This is a genomic window from Alteromonas oceanisediminis (genome assembly GCF_018474025.1).
Taxonomy (GTDB): Bacteria; Pseudomonadota; Gammaproteobacteria; order Enterobacterales; family Alteromonadaceae; genus Alteromonas_E; species Alteromonas_E oceanisediminis.
Genome location: NZ_JAHCTA010000002.1, coordinates 373,454 through 393,087, shown reverse-complemented (window position 1 = coordinate 393,087; position 19,634 = coordinate 373,454). Strand labels below are relative to the sequence as shown.

Below are 19,634 nucleotides of genomic sequence, written 5' to 3'. Positions count from 1 at the left end.
GCCAGATAATCATTCCCACTCAATGGTCGCCGGTGGCTTACCCGAAATGTCGTAAACGACGCGGGAAATCCCGTCAATTTCATTGATAATACGGTTGGATACATGGCCTAGGAAATCATACGGCAAATGTGCCCAGTGCGCTGTCATAAAGTCAATGGTTTCGACGGCGCGTAACGACACAACCCAATCATATTTGCGTGCATCGCCCATGACCCCTACAGAGCGTACGGGTAAGAACACAGTGAAGGCTTGGCTGACTTTATGATAGAGCTCGGCTCGATGCAGTTCTTCAATGAAAATGGCATCGGCGCGGCGCAATAGGTCACAGTATTCCTTTTTGATTTCACCCAGCACACGCACACCCAGCCCGGGCCCCGGAAATGGGTGACGGTAGAGCATATCGTAGGGCAAACCCAGCTCAAGACCAATCTTACGTACTTCGTCTTTGAACAGCTCACGCAATGGTTCAACCAGGCCCATTTTCATGTCTTTAGGCAATCCACCGACGTTATGGTGAGACTTAATCACATGAGCTTTGCCGGTAGCCGAACCGGCAGACTCGATGACATCAGGGTAGATAGTGCCCTGCGCCAGCCATTTCGCGTCTTCGAGCAAACTGGCTTGTTCATCAAACACCTTAACAAACTCACCGCCAATGATTTTGCGTTTAGCTTCCGGCTCATCTTCACCGGCCAGCGCAGCCAGAAAACGCGCTTCGGCGTCTACTTTGATAATGTTCAGACCGAAATGGTTGCCAAACATATCCATCACCTGCTGCCCTTCATTGAGGCGCAGTAAGCCGTTGTCTACAAAGACACAGGTAAGATTCTTGCCGATGGCCCGGTGCAGTAGCATCGCGGTGACTGATGAGTCAACACCGCCTGACAATCCGAGGATAACACGGTCATTACCAATCTGTGCTTTCATGCGCTCAATCGCATCATCAATAATCGCCGCGGGTGTCCACAGCTTTTCACAGCCGCATATGTCCATAACAAAATGTTGAAGTATGCGTTGCCCTTGGCGAGTGTGTGTCACTTCCGGGTGGAACTGCACGCCGTAAAAACGTTTTTCCACATTCACCATCGCCGCGTGCGGGCAGCTCGGCGTTTTCGCAACCGTGGTAAAACCTTGCGGAATATCCATGACTTTGTCGCCATGGCTCATCCAGACATCGATCAGTGCATTGCCGTTTGCCCCGATGAGATCTTCAATGTTTTCGAACAAACTCGTGGGCGTCGTCAACTCAACTTGTGCGTAGCCGAACTCACGTAAGTTTGAACATTGCACACGCCCACCCAGTTGTTCCGCCATGGTTTGCATGCCGTAACAAATGCCAAATACAGGCACACCCGCAGTAAACACATACTCTGGTGCACGCGGTGAATCAGGCTCAGATACTGACTCCGGGCCACCAGAAAGAATAATACCATCGGGATTAAACTCGCGAATTTGTGCTTCGCTCACGTCCCAGGCCCATAGTTCACAGTAGACGCCGATTTCGCGCACACGGCGCGCAATAAGTTGCGTGTACTGAGAACCAAAATCAAGGATGAGTATGCGTTGGTCGTGAATATTTGCGGTCATTATAATTTCCTAAACTAGCCTAAGCGATAATTGGGAGCTTCTTTGGTGATGCTCACATCGTGTACATGAGACTCACCCATACCCGCCGCTGTCACTTTGACAAATTCAGGTTTTGTACGTAATTCATCAATCGTTGCGCAACCGGTTAGCCCCATAGCAGAACGTAATCCGCCCATTTGTTGATGAATAATATTGGCGATTGGCCCTTTATAGGCAACCCGCCCTTCGATGCCTTCTGGCACCAGTTTTTCAGCATTGTTACTTTCCTGGAAATAACGATCAGATGAGCCGTGGCTTTGGTTCATCGCCCCTAAAGACCCCATACCGCGATAAGATTTGTAATAACGTCCTTGATACAGTTCTACCTCGCCAGGCGCTTCCTCGGTGCCAGCTAGCATACTACCTACCATGACACAGCTGGCACCCGCGGCGATCGCCTTGGCCACGTCACCGCTAAAGCGAATACCACCATCGGCGATCACTGGAATACCACGGCCTTGCAATGCTTCAACCGCGTCGCTAACGGCTGTAATTTGAGGCACGCCACAGCCCGTAACGATCCGCGTTGTACAAATGGAGCCCGGACCTATACCCACCTTAACGGCATCAACACCGGCGTCGGCCAGCGCGAGCGCGCCTTCACCGGTTGCCACGTTTCCTGCGATCAATTGCACCTGGGGGTAGTCTTCTCGTATTTTCTTAACGCGATCAATGACGCCTTGAGAATGGCCATGAGAGGTATCAATCAGTAATACATCAACGTCTGCTTCAACCAACGCTTTAATGCGCTCGTCTGTACCTGGCCCTACGCTTACTGCTGCGCCCACGCGCAAACGACCCAACTCGTCTTTGCACGCATTAGGTTTGCTCTCAGCTTTTTGGAAATCTTTAACCGTGATCAAGCCAGACAGTTTGAAATCGTCATCAACCACCAGAATTTTCTCAATCCGGTGTTCATGCATTAATTCCAGTACGGTCTCTGAACTCGCGCCGGCTTTTACCGTCACCAAACGTTCTTTGGGCGTCATCACTTGGCTAATTGCCTGATCATGGCGATTTTCAAAGCGCAGGTCACGCCCCGTCACAAGCCCGACAAGCTTATTGTCTTTGTCGATGACGGGAAAGCCGGAATAGCCCAGCTTTTTGCTCAATGCGTTAACTTCCCCGATTGTCGCGGTGGGCATCACCGTGACTGGATCAGATACTACACCGCTTTCGTATTTTTTAACCTGACGAACGTGCTCGGCTTGCTGCTCTGCCGTCATGTTCTTATGAATAAAACCTATACCGCCTTCTTGCGCTAGCGCAATGGCTAGCCGAGCTTCAGACACCGTGTCCATAGCCGCAGATACCATCGGGATATTGAGCGAAACTTTTCGGGTCAGCTGGGTTTTGAGATTCGCCATGTGAGGCAGTACTTGGGAGTGACCGGGAACGAGTAAAACGTCGTCAAAAGTCAGGGCTTCTTTAGCGATTCGCAACATGCAATAGCACCTACATAAACAGGTTTTAGTTGCGGCGCAATTGTAGTGTTTTTTAGAATTGAGGTAAACTGACTTTCGCACTAATCAGCAGAAAAACTTATCGCATGCCTCACAACCCATTTCGTCCTGCCGCCTCCGGTTCTTTCGGCCAGCGCCAAATCTATTCAGTATCCAAGCTAAATCGTTGGGTAAGAAACCTTTTGGAGGGAGAAGTCGGCAGTGTGTGGATATCAGCTGAAATATCAAATTTTACAGCGGCATCCAGTGGGCACTGGTACTTCACTCTGAAAGACGCTAAAGCGCAGATTAAAGCAGCCATGTTTCGTGGCGCCAATACGCGCGTTAAGATACGTCCGAAAGAAGGCGACAAAGTGCTCGTACGCGGTAACCTTTCACTGTACGAAGCGCGCGGCGATTACCAGTTGATTTGTGAACATCTGGAGTTGGATGGTAGCGGCGCATTGCAAGCGGCTTTCGAACAGTTAAAGATGAAATTGAACGGGCTGGGCCTGTTCAGCAATGAACTTAAGCGCCCGTTGCCAACGCACATTGCGCGCGTGGGCGTAATCACATCACCCACTGGCGCAGCGTTACACGATATATTAACCGTGCTGAAACGCCGTAGCCCCGCAACGCAAGTGATGGTATATCCCGCGCAGGTGCAGGGAGACGCAGCCGCTGAGCAATTGATGCATGCGATCAGAGTCGCCAATCAGCGTAACGAAGTCGATGTGTTGATCGTGGGCCGAGGGGGCGGCTCGATTGAGGACCTGTGGTGTTTTAATGATGAGGCATTAGCCTACGCGATACGTGAGTCGGCGATCCCTATCGTGAGCGCTGTGGGCCACGAAGTGGATATCACCATTGCAGATTATGTCGCCGATGTTCGGGCCCCTACTCCCAGCGCTGCGGCCGAGCTGATCAGCCAAGATGTTCAACACCAAGGGGTCCAGCTGGGCACTCATCAGCGGGCTTTGCGCCAGCACATGCTACGTATTCTGCAACAAGCGAAGCATGCTATTGGGGTTGTTGACCAGCGCTTAAACAGAAACCACCCTAGCACGCGTTTACAAGCGCAAGCACAACGGTTAGACGAATTAAATGTGCGTTTAGTCTCGACGATCCTTCGCCGTTGCGATGTTGCGAAACATCACTGGCAACGCACGTCAGACCGCCTCAACGCTCTTGCACCGCGCCGAGATTTAGTGAGGCATCAGCAAAGTCTCGACAAACAAAAACACCGGTTAAGTGCTGCGATGCAAAATCATATTAAACATAGTCAACGTGCTTTACAAAACCAAGTGCAATTATTGAATTCGGTCAGTCCATTAGGAACGCTTGCCAGAGGCTACAGCATTACACTGAAAGATGACGTTGTTATCCACTCAAATGACGCGGTGTCAGTTGGCGATACGGTTGTGACTAAATTGCACCAAGGCGAAATACACAGTCGCGTTACAAAGCTCAGTTAATTGTCGCGTATTGATTGAAGTGAAGCTCGTTGTGCGCGATCATTAGCGGGTGATTATTTTCGGTGTAGAGATACCTGTTTGCTGACTCAGTTTTCCTCCGTCTGGACCACGCTTTCGCAAGCAGGCTGGTTTCGCTTTGCGTGCACTAGCTTGCTCCTGTCGCTACCCTACCGCGTGGATGCCGCGTTGGACTATACCGAAAGCAAATTGCCTCCGGCGAGTATATTCTCCTCCTATTCCAGTGAAAAAGTGCTGCAACCCTGTGCACAGCAAGCGAATGGGACTAGGGTTTCTGACTGCGTTGAGGACTTTATCGAACCCTCGCTGTTTCTCGAACAAATAAGAGCAGACGCGATTTTTTCAGAGGCGGCAGCAAGCGCAGACGGCTACGACTATGAAGTACTGATTGCCAATGTGTTGGTTAAACCCAATGCAACGTTGGTCACGGAAATCGATGTCACGTGGCGCAATATTCCACTTGGCCATTATATCTACCAACATGACGATGTTAGCGAGCAAGCCGATGCGAATATCAAACGTTCACTCGCAGGTGATGCAATTGCTCAGTTTATGCTTGATGTGCAGCGCGATGCTATTTTCACCGCTCGACATCTTTTCACGGTGTTAAATGCGAGTGATTACCCAAAGGATTTAAAACTTCCGCAGGCGATTGGGCAATTTTCGCTTTACGATATGCAGCTCTATCATGACCCGCTAAAAGGTGCTGTCGCACGCTACACCAACCCACAATTCGAGCGCGAAGTGCTGGATATCTTCGTTTACCCTATTTTTTCGCAGCACGCTTCCACTTCCCTCGACGCAGCGCAAAGGCTGGACAATGAATTGGCGCGTGATATCAGTGATATTCAGGTCGTTGCCAATGCACGCAACATTGACGACATTGACATTGGCAGAGTGCGCACGATTGACTGGCACATTGGCAACACAGTGTATCAGGGGGCTTTCTTTGACGTTGAAGCTCAAGATGAGCAAGGTGAACCGTTATACACCAGCACCTATCTATTTGAATCGAAAGACAAATTCATTAAGTTCAGCGCCAATTTTCCAGCGCGTATTGCTGATGACATGGTTAAAAACGCACTCCCCCAGATTACCGTACCAGACGCATCACAGATGATGCAGACACTGCGGCATATCGATGGATAAGCGCGCTACGATTTTTTATGGAAAGTCATCACGCGCTTTTTACGGCGTTGCTGAGCCAACGTTAGCTGATTCTTTTTACCTTCAAAAGGATTAGCGCCTTCACGGAACTCGATTCTGATCGGCGTTCCCATCGTTTTTAATGACTTACGAAAATAGTTCATCAGGTAGCGCTTATACGATGAGGGCAAGTCCTGAACTTGATTACCATGGATAACGATAACCGGCGGGTTATACCCTCCTGCGTGGGCATACTTCATTTTAACGCGGCGACCGCGCACCAAGGGAGGAAGGTGATCTTCTTGTGCCATCTCCATGATGCGCGTCAGCATTGATGTGTTGATACGTTGCGTAGCTGACGCGTAAGCTTCCTGTACTGACTCGAAAAGATGCCCTACACCGGTACCATGCAAAGCAGAAATAAAGTGTAAGCGAGCAAAATCGATAAAACCTAGACGGCGATCCAGTTCACGCTTGAGTTCGTCTTTTACGTCGCTGTCGAGCCCATCCCATTTGTTCACAGCTAATACTAGCGAACGTCCGGAATTGAGTACGAAGCCGAGCAAGCTTAAGTCTTGATCACTGATCCCTTCGCGAGCGTCGATCACCATGAGTACCACATTGGCAGCCTCAATGGCCTGAAGGGTTTTGACGATAGAGAATTTTTCCACCGCCTCAGTCACTTTCTTACGTTTGCGAACCCCGGCCGTATCAATCAACACGTACTCACGACCATCGCGCTCCATATCAATAAAGATACTGTCACGAGTCGTACCCGGCTGGTCGTAGACAACAACGCGCTCCTCGCCAAGGATCCGATTAGTGAGGGTCGACTTCCCTACATTCGGTTTACCTACAATTGCCAACTTAATAGGCAGCGCTTGCAATCGTTCCAATTGAGCATCAGCATCTTCTTCTGACGCTGGCGCAGCTTCTTCTACCACCATCATCGCTGGGAAATCTTGCTCTAGTGGGCGAATAGAACTATCCAGCAACTGGCTCACTCCGCGGCCATGCGCAGCCGCTATCTGATAAACCTGACCTAAGCCCAACGCGTAAAAGTCCGCGCTTTCACTGTCACCGTCGATGCCATCCACTTTATTAGCAACCACGTAGGTCTTCTTTTCAGATTTGCGCAGATGTTCTGCAATGGCTTGATCCGCCGGCGTGAGTCCTGCGCGCGCATCGACCAGAAAAAACACCACGTCAGCTTCAACAATCGCTAACAGTGATTGTTCCGCCATGGCGGCATCAATCCCGTCCTCATCCCCTGAAATGCCCCCGGTATCGACCACGATGAAGGCCAGGTCGTCTACTTTGGCCTGACCGTACTTACGATCTCGTGTCAGGCCAGGAAAGTCAGCAACCAACGCATCGCGAGTTTTGGTCATACGATTAAAGAGCGTTGATTTTCCAACATTCGGTCGGCCCACAAGGGCAATAACAGGTAACATTCAAATATTCCAATAAACTAAGGAGCGACGCGAAGAGCAGCAATAACACCATCTCGAGTGGTCGCGTAGACGGTGTTTCCATCCGCAACGGGCGTCACGTAGACCGCTTCATCTTCGTCGTCATCGCCAAGCTCAAAGCGGGCAACAATGGTACCGGTGGCTTGTTCCAGCCAGTGCAAGTAACCATAATTGTCTCCGATCACGATATACTCGCCCATCGGCTCAGCGCCGGTCAGATTACGACCTTTTAATCGCCCTTGCGACCAGAGCTCAACGCCGTTACGACGGTCAATGGCATACACATTACTGCCATTGTCTACTACGAAAAGTGCGTTTCCAACTAATGCAACTGATTGATAAGACGCATATTCCCGCTTCCACACAACCCGACCGCTGCGCAGCTCAACCGCTGCAAGCGTTCCGTCGTAACTGATGGTATACACTGTTCCGCCAAATACGATTGGCTGAGAGTCAATATCTACGATGCGTTCTAGCTCGGTCGCACCACTGGGTGTTGCAATAACCTGTTCCCATGCCACTAAACCGGATTCTAAAATGTTCACTTGGAGCTTACCGGTAGGCGTACCAACAATAGCACCGCCATTGGTTGCCACCGGGTTTGAAATACCGCGCAATGACAATGGGGGTACTTCGGTATCATAGCGCCAAAGTTCTTGTCCATCAGCGGCACTGAGTCCAAGCAGAGAACCCGCACCCGTGTTAATCACAACGATACCACTATCAACCGCTGGCGCTGACAGGACTTCACCGCGCACATCAGTCTGCCATTTGGTCTCTCCAGTCTCCGCGTTGAGCGCATAGACTAAACCATCTTCAGTACCAAGATAAGCGGTGTCTGCTACGACTGTCATGCCGCCAGAAATCTTGGCCGAGATACCGCTTGTCCAGAAAAGAAAAATACTGCCGAGAAAGCCGCGATCACGCTCAATTGAAAAGTCACGTGCCCACACGCGCTTTCCGGTTTCTTTGTCCAGAGCGCGCACATCACCGTGGCGATTAGCCACATAGACTTTATCGTAAGCCACAGCCGGGCGAAGCCTTGAGAAGTAATGGTCAACGCCATGGCCGATATCACGATCCCAAATTAGCTCCGGCTGAAATTGCGCATCGATCGGCTCCAAACGACGAATCTCAAGCTCTTCTTCATCCGCAAACCAATCAGAAATGGTAGAGCAACCCGCTAAAGTAACTATCGCACTGACTAAAGCCAGCTGTTTAAGCATATTCACTGTGTGCACCTTAGCTACCCGAGGCAACCGCTAGATTGTCTAACTTCATTTTTACAACGCGATTGTTCGCATCGGCTGCAACGGCCTCACTATAAGCTAACCGCGCCTTATCAAAATCAGCAAGCACCACATAGGCATCACCTTTAATCGCTTCTACTTGAGCGTCGAACGCTTCGTCAGACACAGTTAGCAGAGTATCCAACGCTTGTTGTGCTTCATTTTGTGCGAGAAGCACCCGAGCCAGGCGTAGTTTAGCCACGTCTGAAACAGCACCATCGGTGCTATCAGCGGCGTTGCGCAAATGTTCACTGGCTTGCGCAAAGTCGCCGGCATCAACGGCTTGCTGTGCGAGCACTAACGCGGCGAGTGGCGCATAACCCGTGCCAGCGTTTTCGCGAATAAAGGCCGCAGCTTCATCCATGTTGCCGTTCGCTTGCAAATTTTCAACGACGTTTTGGTATTGTAAAGACGTTGCTTCTTTGGCGCTGATTTGACTCTCTGAGTAGTAACGCCACCCCCATAAACCACCCAGACCGATAACTGCGCCCACGATGATGGCGATGCCATTGTCCTTCCAAAATCGCTTAATCGCTTCAACTTGTTGTTCTTCTGTTGCGAATTGTTCCACTTCTCTACCTCTTTACGTCGTTAAGCTTGCGCTGCTGCGAAGCCCGAATCGTCCAAATCAAAAAATTGTGCTACGTGAGCGTTTAATAGCGCGTGCTCAAGGGTGTGCTGTGCACCTTCACCACGCAATGGTTTAACGCTGACCTGCTGCTCCTGCCTTTCTTGCTCACCAACAATGATTGCAAGCTGTGCTCCTATCTTGTCCGCGCGCTTCATCTGTTTCTTCATATTGCCGCCGCCGCAGTGCATCTGCACTCGCAGCGCCGTAAAGCTTTCACGCAATTGCTCAGCAACCTGCGTCGCGTAAACGGCGCAATCCTCGCTCATCGCAATGACATACACGTCGGCCGCTGCATCAGAAACCGTGACGGTCTGGCGTGTTTCAATAAGCAAAACCAAACGCTCAAGCCCCATTGCGAAACCGACAGCAGGTGTTGCTTTACCCCCTAACTGCTCGACAAGGCCATCATAACGCCCACCGGCTAACACGGTGCCTTGCGCGCCTAAACTCTCTGTCACCCATTCAAACACAGTGCGATTGTAATAATCTAAACCACGAACCAAACGAGGGTTAACCTCGAATTCGATTCCTAATTGTGTCAATCGTTCACACAGAGTGTCAAAATGTTGCTTCGACTCTACGTCTAAATGATCAAGCAGCTGCGGCGCGTTCGCCACGACAGCTTGCACCTGAGGGTTCTTGCTATCCAAAACGCGCAGTGGGTTGGTCTGCATACGGCGCAAACTGTCTTCATCTAACGAGTCACGGTGGTTGTCGAGATAGCGAACTAACTTTTCACGATAAGCTGAACGCGCTTGTGCGGAGCCCAGCGAGTTAATTTCCAACCTGACACAGTCGCTCAAACCAAACTCGCGCCATAACCGTGCGCTCATCAGAATCAACTCGAGGTCGATATCGGGGCCATCCAATCCGTAGGTTTCTACGCCGAATTGATGGAACTGACGATATCGGCCTTTTTGCGGGCGTTCATGCCTAAACATCGGCCCCATATACCACAATCGCTGTTGTTGATTGTACAGCAAACCATGTTGATTGCCTGCGCGAACACAACTTGCGGTCCCTTCTGGTCGCAGAGTCAGGCTGTCGCCATTGCGATCATCAAAGGTGTACATTTCCTTTTCAACAATATCTGTGACTTCACCGATGGAACGTTTGAACAAGTCAGTACTTTCAACGATAGGGGTACGGATTTCTTGGTAACCGTAATTGGCGACCACAGTTCGGATTTTATTCTCAACCCACTGCCAAAGTTTGGTTTGGTCTGGTAGCCCATCGTTCATACCGCGGACTGCCTGAAGTTGTTTTGACACGGCCAATCTCTACATGTTTGGTGATAAAAAAGCCCCGTATTATAGGGGCTAAGTGCGCAAACAACAAACCACTTCTGCGCGAAATCTCGGCGTCGGGTTACGCGTCTTCGCTGCGCACAGCAATTCGATTCCTTTCATCCAGCATCGCTGCCTTAGCACGGATCCTTTTCTCAAGTTGATCCACTAAATCATCGTTACGTAGTCGTTCTTTCTGACGCTTGCCGTCCAGATAAAAACCGCTCATATTGCGCGCACCCGTCAGCCCCAGGTCGGAAACCTCAGCTTCACCTGGCCCATTCACGACACAGCCAATAATGGATACATCCATGGGTGTGAGAATATCTTCGACACGCTGTTCTAACGCATTCACTGTGCCAATCACATCGAACTCCTGCCGAGAACAACTCGGGCAGGCAATGAAATTAATTCCACGGGAGCGGATGCGGAGTGACTTGAGGATATCGAAACCCACCTTTATCTCTTCAACCGGATCAGCCGCCAATGAGATCCGGATGGTATCGCCGATACCCTCTGCCAGAAGCATGCCCAAACCAACGGCACTTTTTACCGCACCAGCGCGGAAGCCACCGGCTTCAGTAATGCCTAAATGCAATGGGTTATCAATTTGCTTGGCAAGCAGGCGATATGCGCCAACAGCCAAAAATACATCTGAGGCCTTCACGCTGACTTTGTATTGATTGAAATTCAGTTTCTCAAGAATATCAACATGCCGCATCGCCGATTCAACCAGCGCTTCTGGGGTTGGCTCGCCGTATTTTTCCTGCAAATCTTTTTCCAGAGATCCACCGTTAACGCCAATACGGATGGGAATATTTTTATCTTTAGCGCAATCAACCACCGCACGAACACGATCCATGTTACCGATATTACCGGGGTTAATACGCAAGCAATCAACACCGTACTCAGCAACTTTCAGTGCAATGCGATAATCAAAGTGAATATCAGCCACCAATGGCACGGTCACCTGCTGCTTGATGTGCTTAAACGCCTCAGCTGCATCCATGGTCGGCACTGAGACGCGTACAATTTCTCCACCAACAGCCTGAATACGCTTAATCTGCGCCACCGTCGCTTGCACATCGGTTGTTTCGGTATTGGTCATCGATTGCACAGCAATGGGCGCACCGTCGCCAATGGGGACATTGCCTACATGGATCCGGCGACTGGGCCGGCGCGTAATTGGAGATTCAGAAAACATGATCAACCCTGCATCGGTAATGTGAAACGCGCCGTTTGTCCAGCCGGGATACCCGACATATCCACGGCTTCTCCGGCGTAAAGAATAGAAACGTGTTGAGGAGCACCTAGCGTGACCTCAAATGGTGCGACACCGCTGACAGACATCACTCGGCCTTTCACTTTCACACCATAGGCAATTGCTTCACCGGTGCTGTCAACAATGTTAACCCAACAATCATCACTGAACGTAAAGACCAACGGGGTCAACGCAGCGTTTTCATCACCTTCTGATAACGGCTCCTCATTCAAAGTGGGCTCTTCATTCAGAGCGGGCTGGTCATTCAGAATAGATTGTTCAGCGGGCAACGCATTTACCGGTGTGGTGTCTGTCTCAGAGTTACTTGCATTAGTCGCCTCAAACTCATCGGGCGTTGCGGTTGTTTCCGGTAACACAGCATCAGGTTGATTGCTCATCGGCACTGATTCGGTTTCGCTTTCATCGGCCTTAGACTCCGTGCCCATCGTCGCTTCAAGGGTTGGGTTGACGCGGTCATTTCGGGAAAGGTCCGTATTATCGGACTGCTGATACCACCACCAAACTACCAGCGCGACAACCACGGCAAGTATCGCATAAGTCACCATCATCCAGCGGTCATCATTTGCTTGTTTGGAGACTCTTCGCGAAAAGCTATGTAACTTTTGTGGCGGTTCACCCGCTTTGTGAAAAGCGTCAAAGCTTGCCATTACTGGCGCAGGATCAATGCCCACATGTTTGGCGTACAACCTTACGTAACCTTTTGTGAATGTTAACGAGGTTTTAGGCGTTATTTCATCCGCCTCTAATTGCTGAATAATCGACACTTTAAGAAACAGTTTATCGGCCAATGCCTGTTGCGTCAGCCCAGCAGCTTCCCTTGCTGTACGTAGCGTCTGGCCCGGAGAATCACTCCAGCTTTGTTCAACTGATGGTTCGTTTTGCTCTTCGGTCATGTAACTTCAATGCCCTTGCACGCTAGTGCGCCATTAATCATTAACGGTGGTCGGATCAACAACCCACAAAGTCATGCCTTGTTTGATTGCGCCGGAAGGATCTAACTGGTTCCATTCGATTAAACGCTGCAGTTTCACATTGTGCTGCAACGAAATTCGGTATAGGTTTTCGCCCGCTTTGACAACATGTTGTGTCTCGCGCTCAGTGGGCGACTTTTCTGTTTTAGAAACTGGCGCAACGTCCGGACGCGTTGTTGACGTTGCTGGCTGTGTGGATGATTTTTCCACCACGACTACAGGCTTTTCAATAACAACGCTATCAACAGGCTGCTGTTGTTCCACCGGCTGTGTTTTCGCTTTCTGAGTAACTTGTTTGGCTGGGCTCTTCACCGGTTCAAGCGCTAAATAGCGAGCAGTCAACGGGTGACCCGGATACAGTTGCAATAGCATGTCACCATACCCCTTTGCACTCATCTCATCGCCTAATCCATTTTCAATTTGAACGGCTAACCATAATGATTCAGCGCTCACTCTGGCAACGCGTAAATACCGTTTCAGTGTATCTTTGGCATTCTGATACTCGCCCGTTTCGATATACACTTCACTCAACAGAAACAAACTTTTCGCGCGCGTTGGCTGGTGGTTCAACGCGGTATTGAGATACTTCACAGCGTCTTCCATTGCGCCCTGACTTAGGCTACACAATGCCATATTCTCGTAGGTCTCCGCGGAATTTGCGTAGGTTTGACTGTTAACGGCCTTATCAAAAAAAGATTTTGCTTTAGGGTAGTCGCCTTGTTGGCACAAAAAAGCGCCATAACTATTGGCGATATCGGGATTGCGCGGATCCAGACTCAATGCATTTTCATAATATTCTTGCGCCCGCTTAACTTCCCCGACGAGCTGATAGTAATACGCCATACTATAATGCGCGTCGGCATGACGAGGCGCAAACTCCAGCGCTCGGTCGAGATTAACCTTCGCTTGAGAATAGTTGCCGTTCTTTAGGTAGGTAAGTCCTAGCGAAATACGTGTTTTGGCTGCTTCAACCTGATCGAAATCATCACTGCGTTCAAAACCCTCAGGCATTGGTTCGCTGACACAGCCGGTCAACACCAGCAGGCACACCAAAATTAACCGTCTTGCCATCGTAAACTGCCCTTTCAAAAATTCATACATGAGAGACTTCATTCGCTAAAGGGTTTGATTAGTTAGCTATTTTTACCGAAATCGGCTCTCCCTTCACCTGTTTTTTCAATAATCTTTTGGTTCTGTCCACCACATCACCCACCAATTGTCCGCAAGCCGCATCAATATCGTCACCGCGCGTTTTACGGACCACCACGGTAAAACCATATTCCATCAACACCTTGGCAAATCGGTCAATGCGCGAGTTGCTTGAGCAGGTGTAAGGCGAACCCGGATAGGGGTTAAAAGGTATCAAGTTAATTTTACTGGGTGTTTCCTTCAACACCTGAGCCAATTGGTGCGCTTGATCCGTACTATCGTTGATATGATTTAACATCACATACTCAACCGTGACGCGCCCCTGATTCGCTTTTGACTTTGCCAGATAGCGACGCACTCCGGCTAAAAACGTTTCAATATTGTATTTTTTGTTTACCGGCACAATTTCATCGCGCAGATCGTCAGTCGGTGCATGTAACGATATTGCCAATGCCACGTCAATTTGATCGCCCAACATATCCAGTGCTGGCACAACGCCCGACGTACTTAACGTGACACGGCGTTTAGATAAACCAAAGCCAAAGTCATCCAGCATAATTTCCATCGCTGGAACAACATTCTTCAAATTAAGCAGCGGCTCACCCATTCCCATCATGACCACATTAGTGATCGGACGTTTGCTCGTATCGTTGGATAATCCTAGCGCAGTGGCGACACGCCACACCTGACCGATAATCTCACTAACCGACAAATTACGGTTGAAGCCCTGCTGCGCCGTGGAACAAAAAGTACATTCCAGCGCGCAACCTACCTGCGACGATACACATAAGGTTGCGCGATCTGACTCAGGGATCCAGACGGTTTCGACTTCCTGACCACCTTCGAGTTTTAATGCAAATTTTATCGTGCCGTCACTGGCCTGTTGATGATAAGCAATCTCTGGTGCTTTAACCTCACATTGCGCAATCAATTTAGCACGCAGGTCTTTGTTCAGATTGGTCATTTTGGCAAAGTCACTCTCACCCTGCTGATAAATCCACTTCATCAATTGGTCGGCGCGAAACGTCTTTTCGCCAATCGAAGCAAAATACTCACGCAGCGCCTTGCGATTAAAATTTAGCAGGTTCACTTTTTTAGCGATAGGTGCCTGCACTGTCTGAACGTCTGTCATACTAAATCCGTCGGATTTCCCGTGTCGTAGAATACGCAAAAAGGGAGCATGATGCTCCCTTTATCAATTCGTTAAGTCAGCCTTAGCGTGTGCGAGGGCAGATTTCTTCTTCAGAGAAGAAATACGCGATTTCGCGCGCTGCTGATTCTGGCGCATCCGAACCGTGTACCGCATTTTCGTCAATCGACGCTGCGTAGTCTGCACGTAAAGTACCGGCTGTCGCATCCGCAGGGTTCGTTGCACCCATGATTTCCCGATTGCGAACAACCGCATTTTCACCTTCAAGAACCTGTACCATTACCGGCCCAGACGTCATAAAGTTGACCAACGCGCCAAAGAAAGGACGTTCTTTATGCTCTGCATAAAAACCTTCCGCCTGCTCTTTACTGAGGTGAACCATTTTAGACGCAACGATGCGCAAACCTGCAGTTTCAAAGCGGTTGTAAATTGCACCGATAACGTTTTTTGCTACCGCGTCAGGCTTAATGATTGAAAAAGTACGCTCGAGAGCCATGCCCTATCTCCGTAAATTTGGATGAATTAAATTTTGGTCGCGGATTATATGCAATAACGCACGAAAAACCTAGCCCAGTATTCCAGATAAGCGCAGAATTAATTTAACTGCTTATCTTTCCAGAACTTAGTGCCTTTAACGGTGGCTTGCAGCGCTAAACCACTTTGCGTCAAAGTGTATACACTTACATCGCCGTAGTAGGCTTCCGCTTGCGCTGAGCCGCCTTTTGCACCCGCTTTCGCTGCGGCATCTGCATTGCCACCGAACGTCCAACCTGACTCAATAAACTGATTGAGTGAATCCTGCGTGTGAAACACCATAACAAGACGATAATCTTTAACGCCTAACCCAAGCCCGATGCCGCCTTCAGCCATGTTCATAAAGGTCGTTTTACCTGTGGCATTGTTCTTAACCACGCCATAACCGGTGCCGGCCGCCACGAAAAAGACGTTCACATTAGCATTGCTGAACACTGCGTAGCCTTCCGCACTGCTGATCTGAGCCTCGGTATCAGGCTTTTCAGCGTAGAGCATTTCAAGCGTGTCAGCGCGCATCTCGAAGATAGCATTCCGTTTCTCGGCATTGCTGCCGTCGCCCATGGATGCACAGCCAGACAACACTAGCATAACAACAGCAGAGGTAACCCAGAGTAAACGCGGCATATCCGCTCCTTATTTAATGGCCTTCGCTAGCATGATTAATCGTGTAGCGTGGTATTTCAACAACTAAATCTTCATCTTTAATGATGGCTTGGCACCCCAAACGAGATTCAGGCTCCAGTCCCCACGCTTTATCCAACAAGTCATCTTCCAATTCGTCACTTTCATCAAGTGAATCAAAACCCTCACGAATAACCAGATGGCACGTCGTGCATGCGCAGGATTTCTCACAAGCATGTTCAATACCAATACCGTTTGCCAAGGCAACATCCAATACAGATGTTCCTGTATCCCCTTCTAATACAGCACCATCAGGGCATAACTCAGCGTGCGGTAGAAATATAACTTGTGGCATAGCGTGTGGCCCTCTTTTTTACAATTGCTCAACCGATTGGCCGGCTAAGGCAAGATTAATTGATTTATCCATGCGGCGTTCCGCAAACACTTGACTTGCTTTGTCTACCGCATCAATGGCTGCTTTGATATCGTCGGTGCTGTCAGCTTTCGCTGCCGCGTCCAAGTCAGCCATCGTGTTCTCAAGTACCGCCAGCTCGCGGTCATCTAGCAAGGCTTTATCTACCGCAAGTGCTGATTGCAAGGCCTCAAGCACTCTGGCGGCTTCCACCTGCTGCTCTTTCAGCATACGCGCTTGCATATCACCTTTTGCGTGCGACATGGATGCCTTCAACATATCGGCAATTTCGTTTTCTTCAAGGCCGTAACTCGGTTTAACCTGAATATCGGCTTGTACACCGGACGATTTTTCCATCGCGCTAACGCTGAGTAATCCATCCGCATCAACCTGAAAGGTTACCCGAATATGCGCGGCACCTGCGGCCATCGGAGGTATTCCGGTCAATTCAAATCGAGCTAACGAGCGACAGTCTTCAACAAGTTCTCGTTCACCTTGCACCACGTGGATCATCATCGCGGTTTGACCGTCTTTGAAAGTAGTAAACTCTTGCGCCTTCGCTACCGGTATGGTTGTGTTGCGCGCAACAATTTTTTCAGCAAGCCCACCCATGGTTTCAATACCAAGTGATAAAGGCAGAACATCCAACAACAGCATCTCATTGTCTGGTTTGTTACCAACCAAAACATCGGCTTGAATGGCCGCCCCCACGGCAACCACCTTATCGGGATCGATTGAGGACAACGGCGCTCGACCAAAGAAGCTTTCCACTTGATCCCGTACGAAAGGTACGCGTGTCGAACCACCCACCAAGACCACCTCGACCACATCGTCTTTGCCAATTTCGGCATCTTTCAACGCGCGTCGGCAGGCTCGCAGCGTTTGTTTGATAAACGGCTCGATTAACAGATTGAGTTGTTCGCGGGCAATCTCAATTTCACCCATGTTGCCAAACGCCAGATCAAGTCTCGCGGTTGGGGAGTCACTCAACTGTTCTTTTACCGTTTTTGCTGCTGAGACCAAATGCCGGTAATACTGCTTTCTCTGCGTCGCATCAAAGCCAACATTGTCGGCAATCGCATTGGCCAGTGCGTGATCAAAATCATCACCCCCTAACGCAGAATCCCCACCGGTACTCAACACCTCAAACACACCTTTGTTAAGGCGAAGGATAGAAATATCAAAGGTTCCTCCACCGAGATCGTAAACGGCAATCACGCCTTCCTGACCAGAGTCCAAGCCATACGCCAGCGCTGCTGCGGTTGGTTCATTCAACAAACGCATCACGTTCAGGCCCGCTAGCGCTGCGGCATCTTTGGTTCCCTGACGTTGCGCATCGTCGAAATAAGCCGGTACGGTGATAACGGCGTTGGTCACTTCATCGCCAAGACTTGCCTCGGCACGCCCTCGCAACTCAGTGAGGATATCGGCAGAGACTTGAACGGGGTTTTTAATCCCTTGGGCGGTATTAAATGAAACTGATTTAGCGTCTTCGTTAACGAATTCATACGGCAGACTTGGCCAGTTGTGGCGAATATCAGCGACGCTTCGGCCTAAAAACCGTTTAACAGATACAATGGTATTTGCAGCATCTTTGGATGCGTCTTGATAGGCCTCATACCCCACGCGATGCCCTTGTGTCGTATAGTGCACAACTGAAGGTAATAAATGCTGCCCGTTTTCATCTACCAGTGTTTCAGCAACCCCACTGCGCACAGACGCAACCAGTGAATGTGTGGTTCCTAAATCGATCCCAATCGCCAATTTTCGCTCATGAGGTGCTGCGCTGAGGCCGGGTTCGGAAATTTGTAATAAAGCCATAGTCGATACAAAACTTTTGGTTAAGGTTTACGCTTCGAGACGCTCTTCTGTTTCGGCTATCTCTCGTTGTAACTTATTGATAAATTTTAATTTTCGCACGGACTCAGCGGCCTCTTGAAGATTTCCTTGTGAGGGCTGGCCCAACAAGCTGCTTAAGCGCTGCTTCAGCGCCGCTTGTTGTTCATCTACAGTGTCGTTCAATTCGTCCAGCACATCCATGGGTTGCTCTGCACTGTCTACTTCAGCTAGCGCTTCGCGCCACTCCATCTGCTGCATCAAGAAATCCGTGTCCCGCATGGTTTGCGTTTCATGCGCCAGTTCGACGCCACGCAGGGCGAGCAAATGTTCCGCCCGACTCACCGGCGCTTTGAGTACCTGATAACCATCGTTCACTTGAGAGTTTCGTTGCAGAGCAACGCGCTTTTGTTGCTCGCTGCCGCCGGCAAATTTATCGGGGTGAGTGAGCTTTTGAAGCTCTTGGTAGGTGCGTGATAACGACGCTAGATCGATATCAAAGGATTCAGTTAACGAAAACAGAGAGAAATAATTCACCATGTGCGACGCTAAACGTTAAAACTTTCGCCACAACCACACTCGCCGTTGGCGTTAGGGTTGTTGAACTGGAAGCCTTCGTTTAGCCCTTCTTTGGCAAAATCAAGTTCAGTGCCATCGAGGTAGACAAGGCTTTTGCCATCAATAATGATTTTAACGCCATTATCTTCAAACACCTCGTCATCTTCATTTAGGTCATCAACGAATTCGAGCACGTACGCTAAACCTGAGCAGCCCGTGGTTTTGACACCCAAGCGAATACCAAGGCCTGAACCTCGATTTTGTAAAAATGTTTTCGCGCGCGTTGCCGCCGCATCAGACACTTTAATACCCACAAACTGCTCCTAAATTTAGTTCGTTACTGCTTTTTGACGCGATTTGTAATCTTCCACTGCTGCTTTAATGGCATCTTCAGCCAAAATAGAGCAGTGAATTTTGACAGGAGGCAAAGCCAGCTCAGCAGCAATATCAGTGTTTTTGATACTGGTTGCTTCATCAATTGACTTGCCCTTAACCCACTCGGTCACGAGCGAGCTTGATGCAATCGCTGAACCACAGCCATAGGTCTTGAATTTGGCATCTTCGATGATCCCATTTTCACCCACTTTGAGCTGAAGTTTCATCACGTCGCCACACGCTGGTGCACCCACCATTCCGGTTGCAATGCTAGGGTCGTTCTTGTCGAACGCACCGACGTTGCGCGGATTTTCATAATGATCAATTACTTTTTCACTGTAAGCCATAACGCTTGCCTCTT

19 protein-coding genes are annotated in these 19,634 nt (G+C 49.6%); 2 read left to right on the top strand and 17 right to left on the bottom strand.

From position 1 onward, the window contains the following. Nucleotides 1-9 precede the first annotated feature (9 nt). Both guaA and guaB read right to left on the bottom strand, forming a co-directional pair. Nucleotides 10-1,587 (bottom strand): glutamine-hydrolyzing GMP synthase, encoded by a 1,578-nt coding sequence (gene guaA / locus KIU71_RS04910; RefSeq protein ID WP_214130057.1) that lies wholly within the window; start codon nt 1,585-1,587, stop codon nt 10-12. A 14-nt stretch (nt 1,588-1,601) separates the two neighbouring features. Beyond that, nucleotides 1,602-3,071 (bottom strand): IMP dehydrogenase, encoded by a 1,470-nt coding sequence (guaB, locus tag KIU71_RS04905; protein ID WP_214130056.1) that lies wholly within the window; start codon nt 3,069-3,071, stop codon nt 1,602-1,604. A gap of 104 nt (nt 3,072-3,175) precedes the next feature. Between guaB and xseA the strand changes: the two genes are divergently transcribed. Continuing rightward, a complete protein-coding gene (gene xseA, locus KIU71_RS04900; RefSeq protein WP_214130055.1) occupies nt 3,176-4,543 on the top strand; it encodes an exodeoxyribonuclease VII large subunit in 1,368 nt (455 codons plus the stop codon). Nucleotides 4,544-4,621: 78 nt separating this feature from the next. Beyond that, nucleotides 4,622-5,710 carry a hypothetical protein gene (locus tag KIU71_RS04895; RefSeq protein WP_214130054.1) on the top strand — a complete coding sequence of 363 codons (1,089 nt, stop codon included), beginning with the start codon at nt 4,622-4,624 and terminating at the stop codon, nt 5,708-5,710. A 5-nt stretch (nt 5,711-5,715) separates the two neighbouring features. Here the strand turns inward: KIU71_RS04895 and der are convergent, their stop codons facing one another. The 15 genes from der to iscU form a co-directional block, all read right to left on the bottom strand. Next, on the bottom strand, nt 5,716-7,161 hold the full coding sequence (gene der, locus KIU71_RS04890) for a ribosome biogenesis GTPase Der (RefSeq protein WP_214130053.1): 1,446 nt from the start codon (nt 7,159-7,161) through the stop codon (nt 5,716-5,718). Between the two features lie 17 nt (nt 7,162-7,178). Beyond that, nucleotides 7,179-8,405, bottom strand: a complete 1,227-nt coding sequence (gene bamB / locus KIU71_RS04885; RefSeq protein WP_214130166.1) for an outer membrane protein assembly factor BamB — start codon at nt 8,403-8,405, stop codon at nt 7,179-7,181. A 16-nt stretch (nt 8,406-8,421) separates the two neighbouring features. After that, entirely contained in the window at nt 8,422-9,039 is a 618-nt protein-coding gene (locus KIU71_RS04880; protein WP_214130052.1) for a YfgM family protein, read from the bottom strand. A gap of 20 nt (nt 9,040-9,059) precedes the next feature. After that, the gene (gene hisS / locus KIU71_RS04875) at nt 9,060-10,370 is read right to left on the bottom strand and encodes a histidine--tRNA ligase (protein ID WP_214130051.1); all 1,311 of its coding nucleotides are present in this window, start codon (nt 10,368-10,370) and stop codon (nt 9,060-9,062) included. A gap of 97 nt (nt 10,371-10,467) precedes the next feature. Then, entirely contained in the window at nt 10,468-11,589 is a 1,122-nt protein-coding gene (gene ispG, locus KIU71_RS04870; protein ID WP_214130050.1) for a flavodoxin-dependent (E)-4-hydroxy-3-methylbut-2-enyl-diphosphate synthase, read from the bottom strand. A 2-nt stretch (nt 11,590-11,591) separates the two neighbouring features. Further along, complete coding sequence (locus KIU71_RS04865) at nt 11,592-12,560, bottom strand: RodZ domain-containing protein (protein WP_214130049.1); 969 nt, start codon at nt 12,558-12,560, stop codon at nt 11,592-11,594. A gap of 33 nt (nt 12,561-12,593) precedes the next feature. Continuing rightward, complete coding sequence (pilW, locus tag KIU71_RS04860) at nt 12,594-13,739, bottom strand: type IV pilus biogenesis/stability protein PilW (RefSeq protein ID WP_250207257.1); 1,146 nt, start codon at nt 13,737-13,739, stop codon at nt 12,594-12,596. Nucleotides 13,740-13,767: 28 nt separating this feature from the next. Beyond that, a complete protein-coding gene (locus KIU71_RS04855) occupies nt 13,768-14,919 on the bottom strand; it encodes a bifunctional tRNA (adenosine(37)-C2)-methyltransferase TrmG/ribosomal RNA large subunit methyltransferase RlmN (RefSeq protein WP_214130048.1) in 1,152 nt (383 codons plus the stop codon). An 82-nt stretch (nt 14,920-15,001) separates the two neighbouring features. Continuing rightward, nucleotides 15,002-15,433, bottom strand: a complete 432-nt coding sequence (ndk, locus tag KIU71_RS04850; RefSeq protein WP_214130047.1) for a nucleoside-diphosphate kinase — start codon at nt 15,431-15,433, stop codon at nt 15,002-15,004. A gap of 98 nt (nt 15,434-15,531) precedes the next feature. Continuing rightward, the gene (locus KIU71_RS04845) at nt 15,532-16,095 is read right to left on the bottom strand and encodes a lipid-binding SYLF domain-containing protein (protein WP_214130046.1); all 564 of its coding nucleotides are present in this window, start codon (nt 16,093-16,095) and stop codon (nt 15,532-15,534) included. Nucleotides 16,096-16,108: 13 nt separating this feature from the next. Then, nucleotides 16,109-16,447: an ISC system 2Fe-2S type ferredoxin gene (gene fdx, locus KIU71_RS04840; protein WP_214130045.1), complete on the bottom strand. Its 339-nt coding sequence runs from the start codon at nt 16,445-16,447 to the stop codon at nt 16,109-16,111. 18 nt (nt 16,448-16,465) lie between these two features. Then, complete coding sequence (gene hscA / locus KIU71_RS04835; RefSeq protein WP_214130044.1) at nt 16,466-18,325, bottom strand: Fe-S protein assembly chaperone HscA; 1,860 nt, start codon at nt 18,323-18,325, stop codon at nt 16,466-16,468. A 27-nt stretch (nt 18,326-18,352) separates the two neighbouring features. Beyond that, nucleotides 18,353-18,877, bottom strand: a complete 525-nt coding sequence (hscB, locus tag KIU71_RS04830) for a co-chaperone HscB (protein WP_214130164.1) — start codon at nt 18,875-18,877, stop codon at nt 18,353-18,355. A gap of 11 nt (nt 18,878-18,888) precedes the next feature. Continuing rightward, nucleotides 18,889-19,212, bottom strand: a complete 324-nt coding sequence (gene iscA, locus KIU71_RS04825) for an iron-sulfur cluster assembly protein IscA (protein ID WP_214130043.1) — start codon at nt 19,210-19,212, stop codon at nt 18,889-18,891. A gap of 15 nt (nt 19,213-19,227) precedes the next feature. After that, nucleotides 19,228-19,620 carry a Fe-S cluster assembly scaffold IscU gene (gene iscU / locus KIU71_RS04820; RefSeq protein ID WP_214130042.1) on the bottom strand — a complete coding sequence of 131 codons (393 nt, stop codon included), beginning with the start codon at nt 19,618-19,620 and terminating at the stop codon, nt 19,228-19,230. Nucleotides 19,621-19,634: the final 14 nt, after the last annotated feature.